The sequence below is a fragment of the Caballeronia sp. M23-90 genome (genome assembly GCF_053574605.1).
In genome coordinates, this window is sequence record NZ_JBSIPA010000636.1 from 1 (window position 1) to 2,901 (window position 2,901).

Genomic DNA, 2,901 nt, shown 5'->3' on the forward strand with positions numbered 1-2,901 from the left:
ATGCATGTCACGAGCGTCGGCGTCACGCGCAAGGTTACGGTTTGCTCGCCGGTGCTCGTGACATGCATGGATCGGCGCGCAGTCGCCAGCAACTCCTCAACGATGGGAACCAGCCGCTGGCATTCTGCAGTCGGCACGACCATGCGCGTATGGCGCACGAAAAGCGCACAGCCGAAATACTCCTCGATCTGCTGGATGTGCCTGCTGACGGCGCTCTGGCTCAGGAAAAGCTGCTGCGAAGCGGCCGTGAAATTCCCGCAACGCGCGACCACCAGCAGCGACTGCAGCACATTGAACGGCGGATATCGCTCGATTTTCATTTATGCAAGTTGTGCATGGTAACCATGAGATTTTACCGTTTGTCGGTAAAAAATTGGCGTTCATAAAATCGGCTGGATCGTGCGGGTGGGTCTGGGTTCTCGACGCAGTCCGCCGCCGCATATCAATCAGCTTCGCGGCGATTCGCATGAGCGAGCATTCACACCGGTTGTGGGGCGGGCGCTTCAAGACGGGGCCGTCGTCGGCGTTGATTGATGGCACGTAACAAAGATCCCCGTGAAATGGGGCTTGCAGGAACACGCAGTGAAAAAGGCCGTCATCGATGCCAACAACTAATTTGAGCAAACCACGCTGGCCGGATGGCAATCGATCCTGCTTCGCATTGGCGTTCGACCTCGATGGACCCACGGGCGACGCGATGCTCGACGGGTCCATCTGGAAAAACCCTTCGTACTTCACGCTGGGCAGTTACGGGCCGTGGCGTGCCTTGGGCCGCCTGCTGGACATGCTCGCGGAACGCAAGGTCCCGGCCACGTTCTTCGTGCCTGCGTGGGTGCTGGAAAACTGGCCTAGGCAATGCGCGGCGATCCTGGAAGGCGGACACGAAATCGGTTACCACGGCTACAAGCATGAAGCATTCTGGACGCTCGATCGCGATGGACAACGCGCGGTCATGGAGCGCTCCGCGCAAGCCTTCGATAAACATCTCGGCATGCGCCCGGTCGGTTTCCGAACGCCATCAGGCGATTGGGGTCCTGACACCATCAGCGTCCTGATGGAAGCCGGCGTGCGCTACTCGAGCTCCATGCGCGGTGACGACCGTCCGTACTTCCTGCCGGCAGAAAACGGCGGCACGCCCATGATCGAGATCCCCGGACGCTGGGAGATGGACGATTATGCGTCGCTTGCATATCACCGCAATCCAAACTTTCCGGCGAGCCTCGACCGCATTGCAAGCTATGACACCACGCTTGACAACTGGCGTCGTGAATTCGACGGTTCGCATCGCGACGGGTTGTGCCTGACGACGCTGTTTCATCCGAAAGTCTCGGGTAAGCCGGGGCGTATCGAGCTGCTCGAAAGCCTGCTCGATCACATGCACGCGAAGGGCGACGTATGGTTCGCCACGTGTCGCGATGTGGCGCAATGGTGGCACGATAACCACACGGAGGCCTGACCGATGAACACAATACGGTGGCCTGACAATGCGCGAAGCGCCGTCGTCATCACGGTCGATTTCAACGACGAACACGGCATCCTCACGCAGGAACCGCGCATTGCGGGCCGCGAAAAATCGTTATCTGTATGGCGTTACGGCGCCAAGCGCGGCGTGGATCGCGTGCTCGATGCGCTGGAAGAATTCGATGTCCGTTCAAGCTGGTTCGTGCCGGGCCGTGTTGCCGAGACGCATGGCGAACTGGTCGCGCGCATTGATGCGCAGAAGCACGAGATAGGCAATATCGGCTACGTCTGCGAGGACTTCGATACGCTCACGCTCGACGCTCAGAAGAACGTCTTCAGGCAGGGACAAGCCGCGCTTGAAAACGTGCTTGGCCACCGCGCCGAGGGCTTCCGTTCGTTCACTGGAAACTGGGCGCCGGGCTTCGCGGACTTTCTTCGCGATGAAGGCGTCACCTGGTCGTCGTCGTGGCGTGGCGATGATCTGCCGTATTTCCATTTGCCGGATACCGACACGGCGATCACTACACCGCCGCTCGTAGAACTGCCGCTTCACTATGAGCTCGAAGACGAGCCTTACTTCGCATACAACCTGTCGCCGGCGGTTCCTGTAGGGCAGCCCCGCATTCCGTCGTACGGTGAAGTGCTGAAGAACTGGAAACATGACTTCGCGGCGTTCCATCGATTTGGATTGTGCTTCGTGCTGCGGCTGCATCCGGAGATCATCGGCACGGCAGGGCGCATCGATGTGCTGCGTGAACTGCTCGCCGACATCCGCTCACGCAACGATGTCTGGTTCGCGACGGGCGCCGAGATGGCCGCGTGGTGGCGTCAAAGCGTCACGAGCAACGAGCCCGGTCACCCGGTCGAAGTGTATGCACGGCACAAGCAGGAGCAGGCATGAACGCTGGCAAATCGACCTTGTCGCAACGGCTTGCGGGGTTTATCGCAGAGACTTCGGGGGAGACGCTTCCGGTCTCTGTCGTGCATAAAGCGAAGCGCCATATACTCGACACGCTCGGCGTTTCTCTGGGCGGTGCGACGGCCGTTGAAGCGCGCAGCGTGCGTGCATTGATGAGCCTGGGAAGCAAAGGCGAAATACGCGCATGGGGTACGTCGCAGAGTTTTAACGCGCGTGACGCGGCGTTCGTCAATGGCGTTGCAGCACATGCACTCGAACTCGATGACGCCGGCGGCTGCGACCACTCCGGCGCAGTCGTCCTTCCCGCTGCATTCGCGGCGCTCGCCTGCACCGACCGCGCTGTATCAGGACGCGAATTTCTGACGGCGGTCGTCTTAGGCTACGACGTCGGCCGGCGTGTGCTCGAAGCGTGCGGCGGATATTCGCCACACAACAACTACGGCTGGCATTCCACCATGACATGCGGCGCGCTCGCCGCAGCCGCACCGAACGCGCCGCATGTCATGGTGGAATGCCAGCCA

4 protein-coding genes are annotated in these 2,901 nt (G+C 60.5%); 3 read left to right on the plus strand and 1 reads right to left on the minus strand.

Annotation, left to right across the window (positions count from 1 at the left end; translation table 11 throughout):
- Positions 1-320: LysR family transcriptional regulator (locus ACRXB1_RS33905; RefSeq protein WP_449494519.1), on the minus strand; the 320-nt coding region annotated here is incomplete at its 3' end.
- Between the two features lie 281 nt (positions 321-601).
- On the opposite strand from ACRXB1_RS33905, the gene ACRXB1_RS33910 reads away from it, so the two are divergent.
- From ACRXB1_RS33910 to ACRXB1_RS33920, 3 genes are all read left to right on the plus strand, one after another.
- A complete protein-coding gene (locus ACRXB1_RS33910; protein ID WP_449494520.1) occupies positions 602-1,456 on the plus strand; it encodes a polysaccharide deacetylase family protein in 855 nt (284 codons plus the stop codon).
- Positions 1,457-1,459: 3 nt separating this feature from the next.
- Positions 1,460-2,362 (plus strand): polysaccharide deacetylase family protein, encoded by a 903-nt coding sequence (locus ACRXB1_RS33915; protein ID WP_449494521.1) that lies wholly within the window; start codon positions 1,460-1,462, stop codon positions 2,360-2,362.
- On the plus strand, positions 2,359-2,901 hold a 543-nt coding region (locus ACRXB1_RS33920), incomplete at its 3' end, for an MmgE/PrpD family protein (RefSeq protein ID WP_449494522.1). The genes ACRXB1_RS33915 and ACRXB1_RS33920, both read left to right, overlap by 4 nt.